The organism is Bacillus sp. FSL P2-0099 (assembly GCF_038007445.1).
Classification (GTDB): Bacteria; Bacillota; Bacilli; order Bacillales; family Bacillaceae_G; genus Bacillus_A; species Bacillus_A mycoides.
Genome location: NZ_JBBOXE010000001.1, coordinates 1,275,701 through 1,297,264 on the forward strand (window position 1 = coordinate 1,275,701; position 21,564 = coordinate 1,297,264).

At 35.8% G+C, this 21,564-nt stretch carries 20 protein-coding genes; 15 read left to right on the forward strand and 5 right to left on the reverse strand.

Annotated elements, in window-relative coordinates:
• Positions 1–26: 26 nt before the first annotated feature.
• From potD to MKY90_RS06560, 6 genes are all read left to right on the forward strand, one after another.
• Positions 27–1,076: a spermidine/putrescine ABC transporter substrate-binding protein PotD gene (gene potD / locus MKY90_RS06535; protein ID WP_063217405.1), complete on the forward strand. Its 1,050-nt coding sequence runs from the start codon at positions 27–29 to the stop codon at positions 1,074–1,076.
• A gap of 59 nt (positions 1,077–1,135) precedes the next feature.
• Positions 1,136–1,783, forward strand: coding sequence for a phosphatase PAP2 family protein (locus MKY90_RS06540; RefSeq protein WP_341090851.1), 648 nt, complete (start codon positions 1,136–1,138; stop codon positions 1,781–1,783).
• A 110-nt stretch (positions 1,784–1,893) separates the two neighbouring features.
• On the forward strand, positions 1,894–4,086 hold the full coding sequence (locus MKY90_RS06545; RefSeq protein WP_341090852.1) for an MMPL family transporter: 2,193 nt from the start codon (positions 1,894–1,896) through the stop codon (positions 4,084–4,086).
• Positions 4,087–4,185: 99 nt separating this feature from the next.
• Positions 4,186–4,602, forward strand: coding sequence for a hypothetical protein (locus MKY90_RS06550; protein ID WP_002011605.1), 417 nt, complete (start codon positions 4,186–4,188; stop codon positions 4,600–4,602).
• A gap of 100 nt (positions 4,603–4,702) precedes the next feature.
• Entirely contained in the window at positions 4,703–5,626 is a 924-nt protein-coding gene (locus MKY90_RS06555; RefSeq protein ID WP_033730630.1) for an RluA family pseudouridine synthase, read from the forward strand.
• A gap of 91 nt (positions 5,627–5,717) precedes the next feature.
• Entirely contained in the window at positions 5,718–6,323 is a 606-nt protein-coding gene (locus MKY90_RS06560) for a DUF1648 domain-containing protein (RefSeq protein ID WP_098167305.1), read from the forward strand.
• A 35-nt stretch (positions 6,324–6,358) separates the two neighbouring features.
• On the opposite strand, the gene MKY90_RS06565 is transcribed toward MKY90_RS06560, so the two are convergent.
• The 4 genes from MKY90_RS06565 to MKY90_RS06580 form a co-directional block, all read right to left on the reverse strand.
• Positions 6,359–7,189 carry a CAP domain-containing protein gene (locus tag MKY90_RS06565; RefSeq protein WP_002030537.1) on the reverse strand — a complete coding sequence of 277 codons (831 nt, stop codon included), beginning with the start codon at positions 7,187–7,189 and terminating at the stop codon, positions 6,359–6,361.
• A gap of 465 nt (positions 7,190–7,654) precedes the next feature.
• The gene (locus tag MKY90_RS06570) at positions 7,655–8,983 is read right to left on the reverse strand and encodes a (Fe-S)-binding protein (RefSeq protein ID WP_215598940.1); all 1,329 of its coding nucleotides are present in this window, start codon (positions 8,981–8,983) and stop codon (positions 7,655–7,657) included.
• Positions 8,980–10,392, reverse strand: coding sequence for a glycolate oxidase subunit GlcD (gene glcD, locus MKY90_RS06575; protein ID WP_002030532.1), 1,413 nt, complete (start codon positions 10,390–10,392; stop codon positions 8,980–8,982). The genes MKY90_RS06570 and glcD overlap by 4 nt, the downstream gene beginning before the upstream one ends.
• A gap of 117 nt (positions 10,393–10,509) precedes the next feature.
• Positions 10,510–11,625: a CdaR family transcriptional regulator gene (locus MKY90_RS06580; protein WP_063217412.1), complete on the reverse strand. Its 1,116-nt coding sequence runs from the start codon at positions 11,623–11,625 to the stop codon at positions 10,510–10,512.
• Between the two features lie 288 nt (positions 11,626–11,913).
• Here MKY90_RS06580 and MKY90_RS06585 point away from each other — a divergent pair, with 288 nt between their 5' ends.
• The 9 genes from MKY90_RS06585 to MKY90_RS06625 all read left to right on the forward strand — a co-directional run bounded on the left by MKY90_RS06585 (position 11,914) and on the right by MKY90_RS06625 (position 20,073).
• A complete protein-coding gene (locus MKY90_RS06585; protein WP_341090860.1) occupies positions 11,914–12,885 on the forward strand; it encodes a YncE family protein in 972 nt (323 codons plus the stop codon).
• Positions 12,882–13,553 carry a response regulator transcription factor gene (locus MKY90_RS06590; RefSeq protein WP_061688809.1) on the forward strand — a complete coding sequence of 224 codons (672 nt, stop codon included), beginning with the start codon at positions 12,882–12,884 and terminating at the stop codon, positions 13,551–13,553. The genes MKY90_RS06585 and MKY90_RS06590 overlap by 4 nt, the downstream gene beginning before the upstream one ends.
• A gap of 3 nt (positions 13,554–13,556) precedes the next feature.
• Positions 13,557–14,957 carry a sensor histidine kinase gene (locus MKY90_RS06595; protein ID WP_061675908.1) on the forward strand — a complete coding sequence of 467 codons (1,401 nt, stop codon included), beginning with the start codon at positions 13,557–13,559 and terminating at the stop codon, positions 14,955–14,957.
• A 229-nt stretch (positions 14,958–15,186) separates the two neighbouring features.
• Positions 15,187–15,876 carry a FadR/GntR family transcriptional regulator gene (locus MKY90_RS06600; RefSeq protein WP_201053587.1) on the forward strand — a complete coding sequence of 230 codons (690 nt, stop codon included), beginning with the start codon at positions 15,187–15,189 and terminating at the stop codon, positions 15,874–15,876.
• Positions 15,877–16,044: 168 nt separating this feature from the next.
• Entirely contained in the window at positions 16,045–16,764 is a 720-nt protein-coding gene (locus tag MKY90_RS06605; RefSeq protein ID WP_002011587.1) for a (Fe-S)-binding protein, read from the forward strand.
• Between the two features lie 16 nt (positions 16,765–16,780).
• On the forward strand, positions 16,781–18,202 hold the full coding sequence (locus MKY90_RS06610; protein ID WP_002011586.1) for a LutB/LldF family L-lactate oxidation iron-sulfur protein: 1,422 nt from the start codon (positions 16,781–16,783) through the stop codon (positions 18,200–18,202).
• Positions 18,202–18,912, forward strand: a complete 711-nt coding sequence (locus MKY90_RS06615) for a LutC/YkgG family protein (RefSeq protein ID WP_002126142.1) — start codon at positions 18,202–18,204, stop codon at positions 18,910–18,912. Before MKY90_RS06610 ends, MKY90_RS06615 begins: the two co-directional genes overlap by 1 nt.
• 112 nt (positions 18,913–19,024) lie before the next feature.
• Positions 19,025–19,747 (forward strand): prepilin peptidase, encoded by a 723-nt coding sequence (locus MKY90_RS06620; RefSeq protein WP_341090862.1) that lies wholly within the window; start codon positions 19,025–19,027, stop codon positions 19,745–19,747.
• Positions 19,748–19,761: 14 nt separating this feature from the next.
• The gene (locus MKY90_RS06625) at positions 19,762–20,073 is read left to right on the forward strand and encodes a cyclic-phosphate processing receiver domain-containing protein (protein WP_341090864.1); all 312 of its coding nucleotides are present in this window, start codon (positions 19,762–19,764) and stop codon (positions 20,071–20,073) included.
• A gap of 630 nt (positions 20,074–20,703) precedes the next feature.
• On the opposite strand, the gene MKY90_RS06630 is transcribed toward MKY90_RS06625, so the two are convergent.
• Positions 20,704–21,516 carry a MerR family transcriptional regulator gene (locus tag MKY90_RS06630; RefSeq protein ID WP_000440177.1) on the reverse strand — a complete coding sequence of 271 codons (813 nt, stop codon included), beginning with the start codon at positions 21,514–21,516 and terminating at the stop codon, positions 20,704–20,706.
• Positions 21,517–21,564 lie beyond the last annotated feature (48 nt).

The following is a 21,564-nucleotide window of genomic DNA, read 5'->3' on the forward strand; positions in this document are numbered from 1 at the left end:
AGAAAGAACGAGGAGGTAATAAACCGATGAAATTAGTGAAGAGATTAGCTGGTATAGCAATTAGCTTCAGTCTTGCTGCAGGTGTACTTTCTGGTTGTGGTGAGAAAAAAGAAGAATTAAACATTTATAGCTGGGCTGACAATTTTGATGAGCAAGTTTTAAAAGATTTTGAAAAGAAATATAACGTGAAAATTAACTACGATAAATATGCAAGTAATGAAGAAATGCTTGCGAAATTACAAGCTGGTGGCGCGACATATGATTTAATTCAGCCATCTGATTACATGGTGAAAACGATGGCGAAGATGGACTTATTAGCGCCTTTAGATAAGAAGAATATCCCGAACATCGAGAACCTTGTTTCTAACTTTAAAACACCTGCGTTTGATCCAGAGAATAAGTATTCTCTAGTATATACTTGGGGTGTAACAGGAATTGCATACAATAAAAAGTATGTGAAAGAAACACCTACAAGCTGGAATGATTTATGGAACGAGAAATATAAAGGACATGTTACTTTATTAAACGATTCTCGTGAAGTATTAGGAATGGGACTTAAGAAAAATGGTTTCTCTAATAGCACGAAAGAGGATGCACAGTTAAAGACAGCGTCTGCTGATTTGCAGAAGCTACTTCCAAACTTATTAGCATTCGATACAGATAACATTAAACAAAAATTCATTACAGAAGATGCTTGGATCGGGACTGTATGGTCTGGAGACGCAGCATTCATCGCGAAAGACAATAAAGATGTAGGATACGTTGTACCAAAAGAAGGCGGCACAATTTGGGCTGACACGTTAGCAATTCCAAAAGGTGCAAAAAACAAAGAGCTTGCAGAGAAGTTTATGAACTACTTATTAGATGAAAAAGTAAGTGTGAAAAACTACGAGTCAATTGGTTACAGTAATCCAAATGAAAAAGCTCATCCTCTTCATAGTAAAGAATATCGTGATAATCACATGATCTTCTTAACAAAAGAAGAATTAGATCGTACAGAGTGGCTTGTTGATGTAGACGATAAGTTAAAAGACTACGATCGCTACTGGACAGAGCTGAAAACAAAAGGTAAATAAGTAAGAAAATGCGGTTTCTAAAGTAGAAATCGCATTTTTTCATAGTAGGAGGAAGTCGATTGAAGAAAAAGTTACATCAGTATGAGTTAATGTGTATCATTTTATTGTTTGTTCTATTTAGCATCATCGCTTGGAGGGTATATGTAGGTGGTGTTACAATGATGGATACATACGTACGTGATATGGTAAAAGGATTGCAAACGGAAAGCTCACTTACATTCTTCTCATACTTTACAAAGCTAGGATCTGCAATTGGAGTTATAACGACACTAATTATAAGCTTGCTCGTTTTTTGGAAAAAGCGTTATTATGCTGCTATGATTGTGTATCCAATGGCTATATTAACGACACACCTTGTTAATAAGGGAATAAAAGAAATTGTAAAAAGAGACCGCCCATCATTAAATGAGGCACTTGACGCACTTGGGTATAGCTTCCCAAGCGGACATGCAATGCTATCTATTATAACATTCGGTTTTCTTGCCTATATCATTGCTGCCAATTTGAAGAGTGTAGCTGGAAAATGTGGTATTACGATTTCGATGGGCATATTAATTATATTGATTGGATTAAGTAGAGTTATTTTAAATGTTCATTACCCGACTGATATTTTAGCTGGTTACTGTGCAGGTGGCATTTTGTTAATCATCGCAATTTATTGTCATCGTTTACTTACCGAGAGATTGGGACTTAATAACGAGAGATAAAAAAACGTCTAGAAAAACTAGTATTATAGTTTTTCTAGACGTTTTTTGTTTATGGGGAGATGTGATAAAGTATAAATGACAAGTGAATTATATAAAGTAGGTGAAAATGTGTGAAGACAAATGTACATAAAATTGATAAGTGGGGGAAGTTAGGAACTTTTTTGTATCAATTTCGTTATACAGTAATTGTAGCATTACTACTACTTGCGATAGTGCTCGGTATTTTTGCTCCAAAACTTCCAGGAGTATTGGGCGGTGATGGTTTCCAAACAGAAGGGGATTATCAAAAGACGAAAGAAATTTTAGATAAGGATTTTAAGCAGTCTCAAGATACACTTTTACTCGTTTTTGAGAAGGAAAAGGATACTTCGCATGAGGAGTTCCAAAAGCGTATAGAGGGGATAATAAATCAAATTGAAGAGAAAGAAAAATACGAATCTTTCCATCATCCAATGCAAAATAAAGAGATGTTACAAGATGATATCGGTTATGCGACGATTTTATTTTCCGGGAAAACAAATAAAGAACGAATGGAAAAGACATTACAATTTGCCGGGAAAATCGAGAAGGAAAGTAATAGCGTATTAAAAGTAACACCGACAGGATATCCGAAAATTAATCAAGAGATTAATGAAAGAACGCAAAATGATTTAAAAGTAGCAGAGATGATTGGATTACCTATTGCTTTTCTCGTACTATTATTCTCATTTGGTAGTCTGATTGCGTCTATTTTACCGATTGTAAATGGCGCGCTTAGTGTCATTAGTACGATGGGGATTTTATATTTTATAGGTAGTGATAAAGAGCTATCTATTTTCGTGTTAAATGTTGCACCGATGATTGGGCTCGCATTATCAATTGATTTCGCACTGTTATTTGTAAATCGTTTTCGAGAGGAAGTTGCGAAGAGAACAGTGAAAGAAGCGATAGCGATTACGTATCAAACGGCAGGGCGTGCTATCGTATTTTCAGGGTTATGTGTATTCGTCGGTTTATCAGGCTTATTTTTCTTTAAGATAGATTATATTCAGTCTGTTGCTATTAGCGGGATGATTGTCGTTATTATGAGCATTTTGTTTTCGCTCACACTTCTTCCGGCGCTATTATCTTTAATTGGTAAAAGGATATTAAAAAAGAATCAGGCGGCGCCTACGCCATCAAATGTATGGCGTAAATTTGCACAGTTTGTAATGAAACATCCAATCGTCATGATTATTGTTGTTACAACATTTATTGTTATTTGTTTATTACCGCTACGTACAGCTAACTTGCAGTTTCCTGGTGTTGAAGCGTTACCTGAAAAGAGTGATACGAGAGTTGCATTTGAGAAGTATGAAGAAGCCTTTAATAAAACTGTCCAAACACACGCTGATGTGACATTAGTAGTAGAGACGAAGAAAGATATAACAGAAAAAGAAAGTTTACAAAAGATAGAAGCTGTTGTTCAAAAGTTAAAAGACGATAAGCAAGTATATAAGGTGAAAAGTGTATATGACGGGCTAAATGGAATGAAAGCAGATCAAGTTGCTGGAATGTTACAGTCGCCAGAGGCTGCGAAAATAGCTCCTGTATTTGAAGCGTATACGAAAGGGAATAAAACAACAATGGAAGTCTTTTTGGATACGAAGCCAAGTACAGAAACCGCAAAACAATGGGTTCGTGATTTCAAAAAGAATTATAAAGAAAATGATGTTACTTATTATTTGGGCGGTATGACGACGTTCCAGCAAGAGTTAGAAGATGAAATTAAAGATAAAGTTGTAATTGGTATGTCTGTTATATTTGGATCAACCTTTGTCATTTTATTATTCGCATTCCGCTCTATACTCATTCCAATTAAAGCTATTATTATGAACGTACTTAGTTTAAGTGCAACAATTGGAATTGTAATTTGGTTATTTGAAGGTGGTCATTTCGGATTAGAAGAGAGTTCAGTTTTATTTGTATTACCAATCTTTATTTTCGGCCTCGTATTTGGGCTTAGCATGGATTATGAAGTATTTCTTATTTCACGTATTCATGAGCTTTATGAAGAAACAGGAGATAACGATCAAGCAACGTTAGAAGGGCTTGTTTCGACAAGTAGGATTATTACGTCCGCCGCTTTAATTATGATTGTTGTTACCGGTGCGTTCGCCTTTACTGATATTTTACCAGTAAAGCAGATGGGGCTTGGGGTTGCATTAGCAATATTTCTTGATGCAACAATTATCCGTCTCATGCTCGTACCAAGTTTAATGAAATTGTTTGGGGATTGGAACTGGTGGCTACCATTTCGAAAGAAAAGAGAAAAATCATCATAAAAAAACTCATCTATAAGATGAGTTTTTTTTATGAATAGCAGGGCCTATATTTTGCGCATAGTATGTGATAAGAAGATTACATACAAGTAGGTGAAGGCAATGTTTCGTTATTTTAAGTTTAAGCTAAATGATACAGTACAGTTTGCTGAAAACGATGGGCATATGTATCGCATTGTCGGTTATCGGTTAGAAAAAGGGTTTTACCCAAAAGATGAATGGACTCATATTATTTATGAACTACTTAGAGAATTTGACGGGTATACGATGGACGCGGAAGAAGAGGAAATTGTAAAAGTTATTCAAGTAGAGGATGAGTATTACAAAATACAAGAAGTATCGGGGTATCGTTATCCAGTAAAAATGAAGCAAAAGCAGCAAGTTATGAAAGGAGAGAAAATAGACGACTTATTAGATACGTACAACGACTATAAACGATTGGCGGATTTCTTTAAAGATTTGTTGTATGAACAAAAAGCTGAAGAAGTGTTGCAGGAGATGAAAAGGCTTAGAGCGTGAGGGGACAGTCGATTATAAGACTGTCCTCTATTTTTGACGGTGCATCAAAGTATGTTTTCCGTTACAATGAGAGAATCAATAGAAATAAGGTGATTATAGTATGGAAACAAAGAAAAAGGGCGAATGGTGCGAAATTACGGTTCCAGCGACGTGGAATGGTATAAGTATTGAGTCGTTGTTAAAAGTAGAATGGGAAGTACCAAAAAAGTTATTACATCAGCTTCGTATGGAAAAAGGTGTTACGGTTAACGGAGAACAAAGGAGATGGAATGAACTTTTAAAAGAAGGAGATAAGTTACAAGTTCATATGTTTATGGAGGAGGAGTACGGCGTAGAGCCGGAATATGGTGAATTAAATGTAGTGTTTGAAGACGATCACGTACTCATTGTAAATAAGCAGGGGCAAATGGATACACATCCTTCTGAAAAAAATGGGACGGGAACACTTGCCAATCTTGTTGCTTTTCATTTTCAAATGCAAGGTTTAGAGACGAAGGTTCGGCATATCCATAGATTAGATAAAGATACGACAGGTGGTGTTGTATTCGCAAAACATAGAATTGCGGGTGCAATTATGGATCGTTTATTAATGGAACGGAAAATCAAAAGAACGTATATGGCACTTGTTGAAGGAAAAATAAAAAAGAAGCAGGGGACAATTGATGCAGCTATCGGAAGAGATCGACATCATGCTACAAGGCGTCGTGTTTCTCCAAAGGGAGACCAAGCTATAACGTATTATAAAGTAGAGAAATATTTTAAAAAACAAAATGCGACGCTCGTAACGTTACAGTTAGAAACTGGTAGAACGCATCAAATTCGCGTTCATATGAGCTATAATGGAAATCCATTAGTTGGGGATGTATTATATGGTGGGCAAACAACATATATGTCCGGGCAAGCGTTACATGCGATGAAGATTAATTTTTTGCATCCGATTACGAAAGAAGAGATCGTTGTTGACGTACCTTTCCCTACAAATTTAAACGATACAATGAAAAAATTTGAAAGAGAAAATAGGTAAAGTGTAAGTTTAAAGTTGAAAAAGGTAGATTTTTGCAGGGATTTCTCTGAAAGAGGCGAAGCCGTTAAGAGAAAAGAGAGGTGAGAATTACTTGATCAAATATAAATATATGCTAGGGATATTTTTCGCTTGTCTTTTACTTACTTTATGTATTTATCCATATTTACCAACTCGTATGGCAGTGCATTGGAACGAGAATGGTGGAGCGAACGAGTTTATGAGTAAACAAGTTGTCGTATTATTTATCCCTGTCCTTATTATTATTTTACATGGATTAGTATATGTTATTTTACATAATATATATAAGTTTAATGAAGGAGAGTATTTCATTATAAATGGATTTATAAAGAGTATTACTTTATTTATGATGTTTGTCCATATACTAATTCTCTTTATTAATTTGGGAAGTATTATATCCTTTCAGACAGGACTAACGATTGGAATTAGTATGTTTCTTTTTATGTTTAGTAAAGTGTTTAAAAAGGTGAAGGATAGAGAGAAAGAACCGATCAAATTACAAAAAATCCGTTTAGTTAGTAGGCGAATCTTTCAAGTGATGGCATGCAGCATATTATTTTCGTTGCTTTTGAGCCTGAAGTGGGGATTTTACTTGTTAATTAGTGTAATAATTTGCGGGGCTATTTTGTTTATGTTCTACATTTTATACGCATACATATTAGAAAGCTATGAAACATAAAAAAAGAGTCTTCTCCTAGAAGACTCTCTTTTTATTTACTTCGTAATAAATTGTTGTGTCCAGTAGTTGCCGCTTTCTACATAGCCAACACCGATATGAGTGAAGCCACTATTTAAGATGTTTGCACGGTGTCCGGCACTGTTCATCCAAGCTTGTACAACTTCTTCTGGAGTACGTTGTCCTTGGGCGATGTTTTCACCTGCAGATTTATAAGAAATACCAAATTTTTTCATCATGTCAAACGGAGACCCGTATGTAGGGCTGTTATGATCAAAGTAGTTGTTTTTTTGCATATCTTCAGACTTAATGCGTGCTACTTTGCTTAATTCAGTATCGATTTGTAATGCTGATAAGCCTTGTTTTGTACGCTCTGCGTTTGTTAATTCAACAACGCGTTGTTCGAATTCGCTTAAAGATTTTGCTTCTTCAGCAGGCTTTTGCTCAGCTGGTTTTTGTGTTTCGTTTTGAGTATTGTTGTTTTCAGCTGGTTTTTGAGCTTCTGGTTTAGCAACTTCTTCAGCAGGCTTTTGTTCAGCTGGTTTTTGAGTTTCCTCAGCAGGCTTTTGAGCTTCTGGCTTAGCTGTTGGTTGTTCAGTAACAACATTTTCAGTAGGCTGTTGACCAGGAATGAAGCAATCTTGTTGGAATTGTCCTTGGTTCCATTGTGCTAATGATTCAACTCCCATAGATTGTAAGAATGCTTGTAATTCTTGTTGGCTCATTTGCTTCATCATCATTTTTGAATGCTGAATATTTTGAACCTTTATGTTAGATGGTTGTACTGTTGCAGCTTGTGCATCTAAAGAAGATACTCCTAAAGTAAGAGCTGTTGCAGCAGCTACAGATAATAAAACACGCTTTTTCATGATGTGTGTCCCCCTATATAAAGTTTTAATTTGTTTTCACACGATTTGTTTTTGACAGCCTGTCTGACTGACCAATTCATCGTAGCATACAATTTGCGAGAAAAAAGATGGAAAAAAATTCATAGACTTAAAAATTTCCTAATTTATCCTAAGAGGAGGAAAGGGATGAAATAAGAGAAACATAGAGTATAAAAGGAATTTTTAGCATTTTTATACTTGGTTTTAAGAGGGTGTTTTTGGATAAATGTACCTATATTAAAAATGAAGAATCCTATTGTATCAATGATTTTAGCATTTTTTTGAGGAATATACTGGATGTATTTTTACAAAACTGTAATGTTTCTGTTGTTCTTTTTTATAATAAAGTAACATATTTTTAATGTTGTAGCGGACAAAAAAGCGGCTATCTCTTTACATAGACGAAGGAGATAGCCGTTTTCCTATTATTACGTATGTTACGAGTTATTACGAGTTGGTTTCAATTGCTTCTAATAATAGATCAACAATGTGAATTCCTCTCATTTTATGAGAAAGACCTTCACGTTCAATACCTAGTTTCATTTGTAATAGACACCCAGGATTTGCAGTAACAATTGTCGCTGCATCTGTTTCATGTACACGGTCCATTTTGTAATCTAGAAATTCCATTGATAACTCCGAATGGACAATATTATAAATACCAGCAGAACCACAGCAACGGTCCGCATCTTTCATTTCGCGGTATGTTGCGTCTTGAATGGCCTCTAGTAACATACGAGGTTCCGAAGATGTTCGCATAACATTGCGTAAATGACAAGAGTCTTGATACGTAATGATTTGCGGCGTGAGTCGTAAGTCATTACGTTTATGGAAATCTAGTTCTACTAGTATAGCAGTAATATCTTTAATTTTAGAAACAAATTGCTTTGCGCGTTCAGACCATTTGGGATCATCTTTTAGCAGATAATCATAGTCTACGAGGTAAGCTCCGCAACCACCTGCATTCGTAATAATATAGTCGATGTTTAAATCTTCGAATGCTTCTATATTTCGTTTTGCTAATTCTTTTGCTCCACTCTTTTCACCAGCATGCCCATGTAATGCCCCGCAGCAACTTTGTGTTTTCGGAATAACGATATCACAACCAGCTAACTGAAGAAGTTTCATCGTTGCGTTATTTGTTTCTAAAAACATCGTATCCATTAAACAGCCTGTGAAGAATGCAACTTGTTTCTTCTTTGCCACCTCAGCAGGTAAAAATTCAGGACGATCTTTCATTGCTTTCATTTTAGGGACTTTTGGCAAAACGAGGTCCATCGTTGCAAGTGTTTCAGGGAATAACTTCATAATACCTGTTTTATGTGTTAGCGTTTGTAAACCAGAACGCTGGTAAAATCCGATTAGTCCTGTTAATGTTCGCATTCGGTTTTGATGCGGGAATAGTCCTTCAAAAACAACTTTACGAACAGCTCTCACGGGCATGGAGAACTTTTTATTTTGATTAATAATATCACGAGCTTCTTCTAATAAATGTCCATAATTCACACCAGATGGACAAACAGGTTCACAAGCGCGGCAGCCAAGGCAAACATTTAATGTATCTTCAACATCTTCATCCGGCTCAATTAAACCATCAACGACGGCTTTCATTAAGGCGATACGTCCGCGTGGGGAATGTGATTCTTTATACCCAGATTGAATGTAAGTAGGGCAAGTTGGTAAGCAAAAGCCGCATCGCATACAGTTTAGTAGTTCATCTTCACTTAATCGCTCTTTAAATTCCTTTTGAATGTTTTCTTTATTTAATGTGGTCATCGCTCAACCACCACTCTTTTACGAGAGTCTTTCGCGAACATCTTTCCAGGATTCATAATGTTGTTTGGATCGAAGGCTTGTTTAATCCCTTGCATAGCAGCAATACCTTCTTTACCTAATTTCATTTCTAAATACGGAGCTTTCATTGCGCCAACACCATGTTCGCCAGTAATCGTACCACCAAGCTCAATCGCTTTCGCAAATATTTCAGCAAAAGCTTGTTCGGCACGATGCATTTCTTCTTCATTACGGGCATCTGTCATACAAGTCGGATGCAAATTACCATCACCAGCATGACCAAAAGTACAAATAGGAATATTATATTTCTTTGCAATTGCATTAATTGCTTCAACCATTGGAGCGATTTGTGAACGTGGTACAGTTGCATCTTCTAATATTGTTGTCGGTTTTAGTCTTGCAAGTGCTGATAGTGCACTCCGGCGTGCTGTACGAAGCGCATCTGCTTCGGCTTCATCTTTTGCAACGCGAACATCGACCGCATTCATAGCACGGCAAACGTTAGCCATTTTTTCGATATCTCGATTGACAACCTCGGGCGGGCCATCTTGTTCAATTAATAAAATTGCTTTAACGTCAGTTGGTAAACCGATTTGTGCAAACTCTTCTACAACTTCAATTGTTGGTTGATCTAAAAACTCAAGTGTCGCCGGAATAATTTTATTTGCAATAATAGCAGAAACAGCTCGAGCAGCTTCGTTAATATCTTCATATAGCGCAAGCATCGTTTTCTTCGTTTCAGGCATAGGGACAAGTTTTAATATAGCTTCCGTAACAACACCAAGTGTTCCTTCAGAACCAATAAATAAACGAGTTAAATCATAACCAGCTACATCTTTTGCTAATTTACCACCAGTGCGAATGATATCGCCGTTCGGTAAGACAAGTTCAAGCCCCATTACATAATCACGTGTTACGCCATATTTTAAACCACGTAATCCGCCGGAGTTTTCATTAATGTTACCGCCGATTGTAGAAATTTTCATAGAGCTTGGATCTGGTGGATAAAATAAACCTTTTTCTTCTACTGCTTTAATAATATCAAGTGTAATAACACCAGCTTGTACAGTAATTGTTAAATTCTCTTCGTCAATTTCTAAAATATTGTTCATATGGCGGAAAATAAGGACGATACCACCTTCAAGTGGACACGTTCCAGCGCAAAGATTTGTTCCAGACCCGCGAACGTATACGGGGATTTTATGAGTGTTACACACTTTTAACACGTCTGCTATTTCATTTGTATTACGAGGAGCAATGACTGCATCAGGCATCGCTTGGAAGTTTGGAGTGGCATCATAACTATAAGTTAAACGCCCCATATTGGATGTATCTACATTATCTTCGCCAACAATAGATACGAATGAATCAATAATTTGCTTTTCTAACATTGGAAATCCCCCTCAAACTGTTAACGTATTTCGTCATAATAAAAAACGTTGTAACAGTGCTTTCATTATAATGATAAAAAAGTTGGAGGATTCTTTCTATGTGCAATCACCTAAAGATTAATCTGTTTTATCGTTATTTTTTGTATGATTATCTAATAAGAGGAGTGCGAAGTATAAAATATTTAAATCTTTGAATTGTTTCGGGTCAAGTCCTGTATGTTCTTCAATCTTTTTTAGCCTGTAATGCAATGTGTTAATGTGTATATGTAATTGCTCAGCTGTCTGTTTATAAGATTGGTTATAATCGATAAATAAACGTAAAGTGTGCATAAGCTCAGGAGATGATACTAAGTTTTCAATGGTACGCTCTAGAAACTGTTCTCGAGTTTCAGTAGAAATATCTTGTAAGCACATTTCTAAACGTAAATCTTCATTAAATACAATTTTTTTCGTTTCAAGTGATACTGAAAGGGCGCGTAATGCTTGTTCGTACGATAAGTTCATATTGCTTGGCGTAACTGTTTGTCCAATCCCGATATATAAAGTAATAGAAAATAAAGTTTCACAGTCTTGTTTTAACCGTTTTAAAAATTGAAAGGTTTGCTCTTTGGATTGGATTGTTGTAAACAAAATAAACCGATCATTTCCCCAGCGAACAAATAAATTTTCTTTTGCTAAAATGTTGCGCATATGTTGCCAAATTTTACGCTGGAGCATCGTATTATCTTGGGCGATTGATAATAAAATAAGTTGTTTCTTCTTATATAAATCAATGCCAAGCGTTTTTGCACGATCGAGAAAACTTGGAGACCAGTCTGTACTTTGAAGCCAATCAAAGACAAATGCTTCATAAGAACGGTGCTCAAGTTCTAGTTGTTCTAAAAAGTAGTTTTCATGAATTAATAATTCGGTCATCTTACGTAATATTTCTCCGTATTGTGAAATATTTTCAGGTTCTCCTGTAATTCCAATCACACCGATTACTTCGTCATGGAATAGTAAAGGAAGGTTCATCCCAGCTTTTACACCTTGCAGTCGTCGTTCATCATCTTTTGTAATAATGACAGTTTTCTTTTGTTTCGCACAGCGGAGTGCACCTTCATGAAATTGACCGATTCTTTCCGCATCTGTACTTGCGATAATAACGCCTTGTATATTAATAATAATAATGTTTTCAGTAATTAATCTGCGTACTTCACGTACAATTTTATTCGCTAAATCAGGAAAAAGCATAATTTACACACCTCAAATTCTATTTGTTGTACATTATATATGTAAGTTTATCCCGCATTAATGGGCAGTAAGACCCCCACCTCAAAATTCAGCGAAAGCAAAGAAGTTAGATGGGGGATCAACTGCCCATAAAAGCCCGATTGGTTCAACTAATAATCAGTGGGGGATGAAGAAAACCCCCACTGATTAAAGTTTCACTTTATTAATAAAGGAAGATTTCACATTTTCCACACATTTATTTGTTATTTTACAATTATAACGAAATCATCCGAAGATGGAGGGAATCTTTTGAGAAAATATGTTTTTCTTCTCTGTTTTTTATTTCTATTAGTAGGGTGTCAAGGAAGTTCGTATACACCGATTGCTAAAGATAAAAGTGTTATTATAACAACGAATATAAAGGAAGGTAGTATTAGTTTTATTGATAAAAAAACAAAGAATCTATTAACAACATGGGAATTAAATGAGCCGATTGCGGGGGTTACGCTACTTCCAAATGGCGAGGAAATACTTGTTTATGGTAAGCAATTAGAATATATGTATGTATATTCATTAGCAGAAGGAAGACAAGTGGACAAGTATAAGATTGGAAAAGGAATTGCTAATGTTATCGCATCAGATGATGGAACACAATTATTTGCTGCCGATCAAAATGAACAAAAGGTAAGGTTCTTTACGATAAAAGGAAAAGAGACAGGGAGTGTTTCAACAGGAAAAGGGCCGATAACGATGGTAGAGCATCATAACCAGTTATCTGTACTCAACTTTTATGATACGAAACTAACGACCATTGATACAAAGAAAAAAGAAGTGATACAGTCCTTTATGATTCCACCAGCATCAACAGGAGCAACGGTTAGTGCTGATGGGAAAGAAATATGGATTGGTGGACATGGTGATGGAAGTCAAGTGAATGAGAAAGTATTAGTGTATTCTTTACAGAGCGGAGAGATGATGCGTTCTTTACATGCTCCGTTTATGCCTGTGAATATAACAAAGGATGATAAGTATGTATATGCGCTAAGTCACGGTTCAAATACGCTTAGAAAGTTTGATGCAAGTACGTATCAAGAGGTAGGATTTGCAGAAGTAGGGTCTAATCCATTTGCATTTTTGAAAAGCGGTGCAGAAGGATATGTAGCTAGTTATGATAGCGATGAAGTATGCGTAATGGATATGAAGAATATGAAAATAAAACAAACAATTAAAGTCGGAAAAGGACCGTTTCAACTCATAGAGAGAGAAGGGGAAGGACAATGAGTAAATATAACGTGCTAGTCGTAGATGACGAAAGTGATATGAGGCAACTTGTCGGAATGTACTTAGATAACTTCGGATACGAGTGGGGAGAAGCTGAAAATGGAAAAGAGGCACTTCGAAAATTAGAGACGGAACATTACGATTTCGTTGTACTAGATATTATGATGCCTGAGATGGATGGGCTTTCAGTTTGTAAAGAGATTCGAAAAACGTCGGATGTACCTATTATATTTTTAACAGCAAAAGGTGAAGAGTGGAATAGGGTGAACGGCTTACGTATGGGAGCAGATGATTATATTGTAAAGCCATTTAGTCCTGGGGAACTAATTGCTCGTATGGAAGCTGTTTTAAGACGATATACAAAGCAAGAACAGCAAGAAGAGATTCAATTTGGACCGATTCTTATTAATGAAAAAAGTAGGAGGGTCGAGACGAATGGTGAGACGATTCCTCTTACGGTAAAAGAGTTCGATTTACTATATTTTCTTTGTCAACATAATGGACAAGTATTTAGCCGGGAACAATTGCTTGAAAAGGTGTGGGGATATGATTATGCAGGAAGTACAAGAACGGTAGATACGCATGTGAAAACGATGCGTCTAAAGCTAGGAGAAAGTGGAAACTACATTCAAACCGTTTGGGGTGTAGGTTATAAATTTGAGGTGTAACGTATGTTTACGATGGTACAAAAGCTTTGGCTTACAGTAGTATGTGCAGTATGTGTAACAGTTTCCTTTCTTTATTTTGTATCTTTATACTCATATGAAAAGTTATACGTTGATAATTTAAAAGATTCATTAGTAATGGAAGGGAAACGTCTTGCCACGCAATATGATAAACGTGAAGGAGTATCCACTTTTGAAGAGAAAGTAAGGGCATATGATCAAATATCTAGTTCAGATGTCCTTTTCGTATACAATCCGCGTGATTTAAGCGCATGTTTGCCTTTTGATGTTCACCATCATTCTCTTATAAGTGAAGGGGATAGACAGGCGCTATTAGATGGGAAAACAGTGACAAAGATAGGGTATGAAGAACATTTTGATCGTAATATTATGGGTGTTGTCATCCCTGTTTTAGATAATAAAAAATTAGTTGGTATTGTATACTCTTATATTCCTTTAAAAAGTATAAAAGACTTAATATTTGATATGGGTCTTATTTTAGCGCCGTTAGCACTTGCAATGATTTTAATTACAATATGGATTGGTAGAAAAATTATTATCGCCATTACGAGACCGCTTTCGCAAATGGAACGAGTTGCAAATCATTTGGCTACTGGAGATTTCTCAGAGCGGATTACAATTTCTTCAGAAGATGAAATTGGACGATTGGGAAAAGCCTTTAATAAAATGGCAAATTCCTTAGAAACAGAAGATGTAAAGCGTAAGGAATTTTTAGCTAATGTTTCGCATGAACTTAGAACACCGCTTAGTTATATTAAAGGATATAGTGAAGCTATTTTAGACGGTGTAGCGAAGGGACCGCAGCAGGAAAAAGTAACGCAACTTATTCATAAAGAAGCAGGTCGCATGCAGCGCCTCGTTCATGATTTATTAGACCTAGCGCAGCTAGAAGGTGAACACTTTCCCTTAAAGAAACAACCTATCGTTTTTTCACAGCTTATTGAAGATGTACTAAATACGTACGAGTTGCAGTTTGTAGAAAAAAAACTTCGTATTTCAACGAATTTAAATCCTGAAATTATCGTGATGATTGATGAGGATCGTATGCAACAAGTACTTCATAATGTATTAGATAATGCGATACGTTATACAAATCAAAACGGGGATATCATAATAACATTAAAGCAAATCGATGATTATTGTGAATTGCACATAAAAGATACAGGAATAGGTATTGATAGAGAGCATTTAGAAAATCTGGGGGAACGTTTTTACCGAGTAGATAAAGCGAGAAGTCGTCAACACGGTGGAACAGGTTTAGGTCTTGCAATTGTAAGGCAAATTGTTCATATACATGACGGTGAGTGGAGAATAGAAAGTGAAAAAGGTAAGGGCACGACAGTTAGTATTAAATTAAAAGCACAAGATGAGGAGAGCATATTCTAACTTTTGGAATATGCTCTTCATATTGAAGGTAAATAGTTACGCGTAAATGTATTAATTAATATCAAACAAATATCAAAAATTTGACTATTTTATGAACAAAACATTTGTACTTCTTACTAATTCGTTCTAAAATAGTTATGGATGCTAAGTTCTTATAAAACGTTACAATTGTTGTTTGGAAGATACTGAGGTGATTTAACTGGAGTACAAATCTATTAAACCGAAAAAAATTTACGAAGAAGTATCTGAAGCTATTTTAACAATGATTAAAAATGGTACGTTAAAACCTGGTGACAAACTACTTCCTGTTCATCAATTAGCTGAGCAGTTTCAAGTTGGCAGATCTGCTGTTCGTGAAGCGCTAAGTGCGCTAAGAGCAATGGGCTTAATTGAAATGAAACAAGGAGAAGGTACATATGTAAGGAATTTCGATCCTTCTTCATTAACAAAATCACTAAATAACAAGTTATTAATGAAGAAAGAGGATATTTTGAATTTATTAGAAGTACGGAAGGTGCTCGAAGTGGGGGCAGTTCGAGCGGCAGCGGCAAAACGTACGGAAGCTAATTTGCAAAATATGAAGCAGTGGTTAGATGAAATGGCAAAGAGCATTGGAGATGAGAAGGCTGGCGAAAAAGCAGACTTTCATTTTCACATGGGAATTGCAGAATCTTCGCATAATAACATCTTGCTTGAGCTCATGAATCATGTTTCAGAGATGATTGCTGAAACGATTGGTGAATCAAGACGCATTATTTTATATGGTGAACAAACAACATCAGAACGACTTTTAGAAGAGCATCAATCTATATATGATGCGGTGTTAAAGCAAGATGTGGAATTAGCGCAGCAAGCGATGCTAGATCATTTAACAAATGTAGAACATATTGTCACAGGTAAAAGCGATATAAATTCGTAATTTAATCTTTTAAAAATCTAATTTTCTGATAAAATAGAGAGAGATTAAGTAAGCGTTTTCTTTAGAAGAGGGAGAGGATAGGCCATGGTTGAGCCTACTTCTTCTAATCTTAGTCATCTGATGACCATATGATTTTTAGCGGAGTTGTAATGAGGGGGAATTATAGTTATGAAAGTTACTTTATTTGTTACTTGTTTAGTCGATATGTTTGAAACAAACGTCGGTAAAGCAACAGTTGAAGTATTGGAGCGTTTAGGTTGTGAAATTGAATTTCCAGAAGCACAAGTTTGTTGTGGTCAGCCTGCTTATAATAGCGGCCATGTAGAAGCAGCAAAAGAAGCGATGAAACATATGATTGAAACTTTCGAAGATGCAGAATATATCGTTACGCCATCTGGATCTTGTGCGACAATGTTTCATGAGTATCCGCATGTTTTTAAAGATGATCCGAAGTGGGCTAAACGTGCACAAAAGGTTGCTGATAAAACATATGAATTTACACAATTTATTGTAGATGTTTTAAAAGTTACAGATGTTGGTGCAAGTTTACCAGGGATAGCTACTATTCATAAATCTTGTCATATGACACGCCTGCTTGGAGTAAAAGAGGCACCAGGAATTTTATTATCAAGCGTAAAAGGATTAATTGTGAGAGAACTGCCGAACGTGCAAAATTGTTGTGGGTTTGGGGGAACGTTTTCAGTTAAGATGACTCCAATTTCTGAGCAAATGGTAGATGAAAAAGTAGATAGTGTAATGGAAACAGGTGCTGATTATTTAATCGGTGCAGATTGTGGGTGTTTGTTAAACATTGGCGGACGTATTGAGCGTTTAGGAAAAGAAGTAAAAGTAATGCATATTGCTGAGGTCTTGAATAGTCGCTCATGAAGGGGGAACATAAGCTATGTCTATGAAAATCAGTGAGAAAAAATTTAATGATCGCGTTGGCGATGGAATTCAAGATTCGTTTATGCGCGGAGCGGTATCTTCTGCACAAACGCGTTTATATACAAATCGATTAAAAGCAGCTGACGAGTTGGGAAACTGGGAAGAGTGGCGTGAACTAGGTGAACAAATTCGTCAACATACGTTAGAAAATCTTGATTATTATTTAATGCAGTTAAGTGAAAATGTATCAAAAAGAGGCGGTCACGTTTACTTTGCGAAAACGAAAGAGGATGCAGCAAAGTATATTCAAGACGTTGCAAAAAAGAAACAAGCGAAGAAAGTTGTAAAATCAAAATCAATGGTAACTGAAGAAATTAGTATGAATCATGCCCTTGAAGAGATTGGTTGTGAAGTGTTAGAGAGTGACTTGGGAGAGTATATCTTGCAAGTAGATAACGATCCACCATCACATATTATTGCGCCTGCACTTCATAAAAACAGAACGCAAATTCGTGATGTATTTAAAGAAAAACTTGGATATGAAAATTCTGATGATCCATACGAAATGACAAAGTTTGTTCGTAAACAACTTCGTGAGAAATTTATGGATGCAGAAATTGGTGTGACAGGTTGTAACTTCGCTGTTGCAAATACTGGCTCTCTTTGTTTAGTGACGAACGAAGGTAATGCCGATCTTGTCATGTCGATTCCGAAAACACAAATTGCAGTAATGGGTATGGAACGTATGGTTCCGACAATGGAAGAATTAGATGTTTTAGTTGGTTTACTATGTCGTAGTGCGGTAGGTCAAAAATTAACAAGTTATGTAACAGTAGCAGGACCAATTCAAGAGGAAGAGGTAGATGGACCAGAAGAGTTTCATTTAGTCGTTGTTGATAATGGCCGCTCTCAAATTCTTGGATCGGAATTCCGTTCAATATTGCAATGTATTCGTTGTGCCGCTTGTGTTAACGTATGTCCCGTATATCGTCACGTTGGTGGACATTCGTATGGATCTATTTATTCAGGACCAATCGGTGCGGTATTAACACCACTTTTAGGTGGGTATGACGATTACAAAGAGCTTCCTTATGCATCTAGTTTATGCGGAGCATGTACAGAAGCTTGTCCAGTAAAAATTCCATTACATGATTTATTATTAAAACATCGTCAAGTCATCGTTGAGCAAGAAGGTCGTGCCCCACTTGCAGAAAAATTAGCAATGAAAATGTTTAGTATGGGTGCTTCTTCAGCAGCTTTATATAAAATGGGATCGAAAATGGCACCGGCAGCAATGAGTCCATTTACATCTGGTAACCGTGTATCAAAAGGTGTTGGACCACTTAAAAACTGGACGGATATTCGTGAATTCCCAGCTCCAAGTAAAGAACGATTCCGTGATTGGTATAAAGATCATAAGAAAGGCGGGGACAAATAATGACAGGATTAATTCAAAACCGTGAGTCCTTTCTAGATAATATCGCAAAAGAACTTGGGCGCGCGCGTAAAACAGAAGGCGTAGAACGTCCAGCATGGAAAAGTAATGTGAATGTAGAAACGTTAAAAGATTATTCACAAGAAGAATTGTTAGAAGTATTTAAAAAGCAATGTACAAACATTCATACAACTGTTGTGGAAACGACAAACGACCGCTTACGTGAAGATATTCAAAAAGTAATCGTTGAAAACGGCGGAGGACCTATTATATTATCAGCAGATGAACGTTTTGATTCCTATGGATTGACTTCTTTATTTAAAGAAGAGCTTCCAAAGCAAAATGTTGAGGTAAATGTATGGGATCCTGAGAAAAAAGAAGAGAATATGCGTATAGCGGAAAAAGCGAATATCGGTATTGCATTTAGTGATTATACTTTAGCTGAATCTGGTACGATTGTTGTACAAAGTCATAAAGGACAAGGGCGTTCTTTACACTTTTTACCGACTGTATACTTTGCTATTATTCCACGTGAAACACTTGTACCGCGTATTACACAGGCAGTTCAACATATGAACTCACGTGTGGAAAAAGGTGAAGCAGTCGCATCTTGTATTAACTTTATTACAGGACCAAGTAACTCTGCGGATATTGAAATGAATCTTGTTGTCGGAGTACATGGGCCGTTAAAAGCAGTATATTTCATCGTATAAAATAGGGGAAAGCAGGCCGGAAAACGGCCTGCTTTTTTAATAGAATAAAGATAATATGAAGTAGAAGTTCTCTCCTTTTTTTGTTATGTTCTTTTGGAAAGGAGAGGAAGGGATGTTCACTTATTTATATGCATTGTTAATAGGTATGGTGTTTGGTTCTTTTTTTATGGTGATTGCGATGAGAGTTCCAGTAGGGGAATCTATTATTACACCGCGTTCGTACTGTCATTACTGCAAGTATACGTTACAGCCGAAAGAACTTATTCCAATCATTTCATTTTGTATACAAAAAGGGCGTTGTACGAATTGTAAGAGCAAAATCTCAAGTTTGTACATAGTATTTGAATTTGTTACAGGCAGTTTATTTTTTCTTACTGTATATGTAATTGGAATGGAAAGAGAGCTCATCATCATTTTATCGCTTTTTTCGTTACTTCTAATTATTTCAGTTACAGATTTAGTATATATGCTAATACCTAATCGTATTTTAATTTGGTTTGCGCTTTTGCTTATTTTAGAATGTATTTTTGTACCGTTAGTCACTTGGACAGATAGTATAGTTGGTAGTGGCGTTATATTCATTTTGTTATATTGCATGCAAAAGATATATCCAGAAGGGCTTGGTGGAGGGGATATAAAATTACTTTCGCTGCTTGGATTTATAGTGGGACTGAAAGGGGTTTTTATGATTTTATTTTTAGCATCTTGCTTTAGTCTTTGTTTCTTTGGAGCTGGTATAGTATTAAAACGTATGAAAATGAGGAGCCAAATTCCGTTTGGTCCTTTTATTAGTCTTGGAGCAATATGTTACATGCTGGTCACGTATACAAAATAGAGAGGGGATAGAACATGAATGTATATATGGATGATCAAAGAAGTTGTCCATACGGGTATGTACTCGCCACTACAGTAGAATGTGCTTTGCAAATGGTTCGGGATTATGATGTAAATATTCTTTCCCTTGATTTTAATATGGGATGGGGAGAAAAAAGTGGGTTAGATTTCGTAGAAGCTTTCTGCAACGAAGGTTTATATGTTAATGAAATTCACCTTCATACAAATGATGTCGTCGGTATGCATCAGATGAAAAAGAGCATAGAGAGAGGGAAGGAAAACAGGGAAATTAATCCTTATATTTCCTTGAAATATGTAGGGAGCTAAAAACTCCAAATTATTATTATCAAGACCTAATTTCAAAAAATATTATTAAATCAATCCCCTAACATATTAGACATATATAATATGTTAGGGGGTGGTTAAATTTAATTAATCAAAAAAATTGATTTAATTGTTGCATTAAACTAGAAATTTCACATATAGGGGGCCCGCCACATGCCCATCAAGCTAAAATTTTATAGTACCCCCAGAACCAAATTTTTATCTCTCTACAGTTATTTATGTGAATTCAACTCGATTTTTTGTTTTGTGGGATAATTAGTTTTTTAACTTGATGGCGATAGGGAAAATGCTTTTCGTGTAAGCGTCAAATATTCCCCACCTACTATTTTTATTGTATATTTTAGAGTTACTTGATGTTTACTCTATTCGGGGTACCGCCACATCACCATCAAGCTAAGAAAAGCAAATACCCGAAAATGAGAAAATTGACGTCTCCAGATTAAAACGTACAATTTTCTCGTTTTGGGGGTATTTTAAAATTTCAACTTGATGATGGGGGATGCCCTACTAAACATAAAGTTCGATTCTCTTTTTATCACTTTTTTTAAAAGTACTCGCTGCAATTGTTTTTCCTATTTTTAATTTTTACTAAACAAAGATAACATTATAGCTTTAACTCTTTAAACACTTTGTTACCTGTATACTAATTTTAGTAAGATATTCCTCCTTATTATTAGTTCTTAATGGATTGTAGAAGTAATCTTCATAGGCATTTCCTTCAATAACATAGCCCTCTGATTTGATAAATTCCGTGATATTGTGGTATGCGGATTCAATATCTTTATAAGATCCTTGGTGATAATATATGACATAAATTCCTCCTGGTTTTGATTGACCTGTTTCTAAATCACTATAACAAAATAAGTGATCTACCTCCTCATATCTTTCTTGAATCAGGCTCTCTCTTGTTATCACAGATCCAATAGGAGCAGGAACAAACAAGCCTATTTGCTTGCTAAAATGTTTTACCCAATCGAAATCGGTCATGCTATTTTTCGAATTTACATCGCTTAAGAAAATAGATTTTTTCTGTGTCTTTTGGATATAAACCTTCCCAACTTCAACGTTTTTTCTTTCTTCTTCCATTGAAATAATACCCTTAAAGAAACGACGAATTTGAATTAATTTCTCAATTTCTTCTTCCACCAGAACTGTCTGCTGTTTTGCCATTTCAACAAGTTTGTAAGTGTTGGGAGAATTAAGATATTCTTTTAGTTCCTCAATCGAAACTCCCACTTTCCGAAGAGATTGGAGTGTTGAGAATGTATTAATTTGATCGTAGGTATAATATCGATAACCATTGGGAAGTTTACCGGCAGGTTTAAAAAGATTGATTCTATCATAATAAAACAAGGTGTCTTTTTTCACCCCAAAATAACTAGCAAATTCTCCTGTACTTAAGGTTTTAAGGTTTTTTCTCTCCAAGTTAAAAACTCCTCTTGACTATAGACTAACTCCACACTTCATACTAGC

Excerpts from the sequence above, each read along its gene's own strand:
- MKY90_RS06615 (WP_002126142.1), top strand. The coding sequence starts at position 18,202 with ATGACAGGATTAATTCAAAACCGTGAGTCCTTTCTAGATAATATCGCA.
- MKY90_RS06580 (WP_063217412.1), bottom strand. The coding sequence starts at position 11,625 with ATGCTTTTTCCTGATTTAGCGAATAAAATTGTACGTGAAGTACGCAGA.
- potD (WP_063217405.1), top strand. The coding sequence starts at position 27 with ATGAAATTAGTGAAGAGATTAGCTGGTATAGCAATTAGCTTCAGTCTT.
- MKY90_RS06625 (WP_341090864.1), top strand. The coding sequence starts at position 19,762 with ATGAATGTATATATGGATGATCAAAGAAGTTGTCCATACGGGTATGTA.
- MKY90_RS06570 (WP_215598940.1), bottom strand. The coding sequence starts at position 8,983 with ATGACCACATTAAATAAAGAAAACATTCAAAAGGAATTTAAAGAGCGA.
- MKY90_RS06550 (WP_002011605.1), top strand. The coding sequence starts at position 4,186 with ATGTTTCGTTATTTTAAGTTTAAGCTAAATGATACAGTACAGTTTGCT.
- MKY90_RS06595 (WP_061675908.1), top strand. The coding sequence starts at position 13,557 with ATGTTTACGATGGTACAAAAGCTTTGGCTTACAGTAGTATGTGCAGTA.
- MKY90_RS06565 (WP_002030537.1), bottom strand. The coding sequence starts at position 7,189 with ATGAAAAAGCGTGTTTTATTATCTGTAGCTGCTGCAACAGCTCTTACT.
- MKY90_RS06605 (WP_002011587.1), top strand. The coding sequence starts at position 16,045 with ATGAAAGTTACTTTATTTGTTACTTGTTTAGTCGATATGTTTGAAACA.
- MKY90_RS06590 (WP_061688809.1), top strand. The coding sequence starts at position 12,882 with ATGAGTAAATATAACGTGCTAGTCGTAGATGACGAAAGTGATATGAGG.
- MKY90_RS06610 (WP_002011586.1), top strand. The coding sequence starts at position 16,781 with ATGTCTATGAAAATCAGTGAGAAAAAATTTAATGATCGCGTTGGCGAT.
- MKY90_RS06555 (WP_033730630.1), top strand. The coding sequence starts at position 4,703 with ATGGAAACAAAGAAAAAGGGCGAATGGTGCGAAATTACGGTTCCAGCG.
- MKY90_RS06620 (WP_341090862.1), top strand. The coding sequence starts at position 19,025 with ATGTTCACTTATTTATATGCATTGTTAATAGGTATGGTGTTTGGTTCT.
- glcD (WP_002030532.1), bottom strand. The coding sequence starts at position 10,392 with ATGTTAGAAAAGCAAATTATTGATTCATTCGTATCTATTGTTGGCGAA.